At 69.5% G+C, this 1,770-nt stretch carries 2 protein-coding genes; one reads left to right on the top strand and one right to left on the bottom strand.

The annotated features are described in order from the left end of the window. The coding region (locus ADK55_RS14345; RefSeq protein WP_053678715.1) for a DJ-1/PfpI family protein at positions 1–492 on the bottom strand (492 nt) is incomplete at its 3' end. Positions 493–696: 204 nt separating this feature from the next. Here ADK55_RS14345 and ADK55_RS14340 point away from each other — a divergent pair. Beyond that, complete coding sequence (locus ADK55_RS14340; RefSeq protein ID WP_053678713.1) at positions 697–1,524, top strand: endonuclease I family protein; 828 nt, start codon at positions 697–699, stop codon at positions 1,522–1,524. Positions 1,525–1,770 lie beyond the last annotated feature (246 nt).

Here is a 1,770-nt window from a genome sequence, read left to right as displayed (position 1 = left end):
GGCCGACACCAGGGTGCCGTCCACCACCGCCTCGGAGTCCTCGAAGTGCGCGCCCGCGGCCTTCATGTCGAGTTCCAGGGCCGGGTACGCGGTGACCCGGCGGCCCTCCAGGGTCCCGGCGGCGGCGGTGATCAGGGGACCGTGGCAGATCTGCGCGATCGGCTTGTCCGCCTCGGCGAAGGGGGCCAGGATCCGTCGCACCTCGGGATCGTTGCGCAGGTACTCGGGCGCGCGCCCGCCCGGTACGACGACCGCCTCGTAGTCCTCCGTCACCACGTCGGCGAAGGCGATGTCGGCGGGCCAGGTGTAGCCGGGCTTCTCCGGGTAGGGGGCGAACCCGTCCTCGAAGTCGTGCACCACGAAACGGAGTTTCTTGACCGCCGGGGCCGCGATGTGGACCTCGTAGCCCTCCTCGCGCAGTCGCTGGTAGGGGTAGAGGACCTCCAGCGACTCCGCGGCGTCGCCGGTGACGATGAGGATCTTCGTTGGCATGGGCTGCTCCCGGTGGGGATTTCGCACGGTTCGGGCCCTCGCTACCGTGCCCTCGCCCCACCGCGGACAAACACAAGATCCGCACGCCGGACACATCCCTTTAACCTGTTGGGCGCATGACAATGTCAGCCTCGCTCTGCAACCTGACACCCCGCCAACCGCCTTGGCGGGGACGGTGCGTGATGGAGAGGCATCCCCCACGTCATGAGAATCTCCCGATTCGCCCCCTGTGCGGCCGGCCTCGCGGCCGCCTCGCTGGTCCTCATACCGGCCACCGCCTCGGCCGGCTCGCAGCGGACGGCGGCCCCCCACGCCGACGCGCCCGCCGCGGCCGGCGCCGCCGCGGCCTACGACGACTACTACGCCCCGGCGCAGGGCAAGACCGGCGCCGCGCTGAAGACCGCGCTCCACGGCATCATCAAGACCCAGACCAAGGTGTCGTACGACGGCGTGTGGAACGCCCTGAAGGTCACCGACCAGGACCCCGCCAACCCGAACAACGTCATCCTCGTCTACTCGGGCCGCTCGCAGTCCAAGACCTCCAACGGGGGCGGCGCCAACGACTGGAACCGCGAGCACGTCTGGGCCAAGAGCCACGGCGATTTCGGCACCGCGACCGGCCCCGGCACCGACCTGCACCACCTGCGTCCCGAGGACGTGACGGTCAACAGCACCCGCGGCAACAAGGACTTCGACAAGGGCGGCAGCCCGGTCTCCGAGGCCTCCGGCAGCTTCACGGACTCCGACTCCTTCGAGCCGCGCGACGCGGTCAAGGGCGACGTGGCCCGGATGCTGCTCTACATGGCCGTGCGCTACGACGGCGAGGACGGCTTCGCGAACCTCGAACTCAACGACAAGGTCAACAACGGCTCCGCCCCGTCGATGGGCCGGATCAGGGTGCTGAAGCAGTGGAGCCCCCAGGCCCCGCCGGACGCCTTCGAGCAGCGCCGCAACCAGGTCATCTTCGACACGTACCAGCACAACCGGAACCCGTTCATCGACCACCCGGAGTGGGTCGGCTCCATCTGGTGACCGATCCCGGCAACCATGACGTCCTCCGGGGGTTGACGCCCGTCAGGCCGGGTATTCGCAGGCCACAGGCTGCGTTCCGCGCCCGACGGCGGCAGCCGACGGAGGTACGTCGTCATGGGTGGAGCCGGACTTTCCGATCACGAACAGCGCGCCCTCTCCGAGATCGAGGCCCAACTCAAGGGTGATCGGTCACTGAACCGTCGACTGCGCTCCGCGAGCCTGAGGCAGCGGATCGTGGCCGCCTGC

The sequence above is a fragment of the Streptomyces sp. WM4235 genome, from assembly GCF_001279725.1.
Classification (GTDB): Bacteria; Actinomycetota; Actinomycetes; order Streptomycetales; family Streptomycetaceae; genus Streptomyces.
Note: the sequence above shows the minus strand (reverse complement) of the source record. Positions and strands in the feature narration are given on the sequence as shown.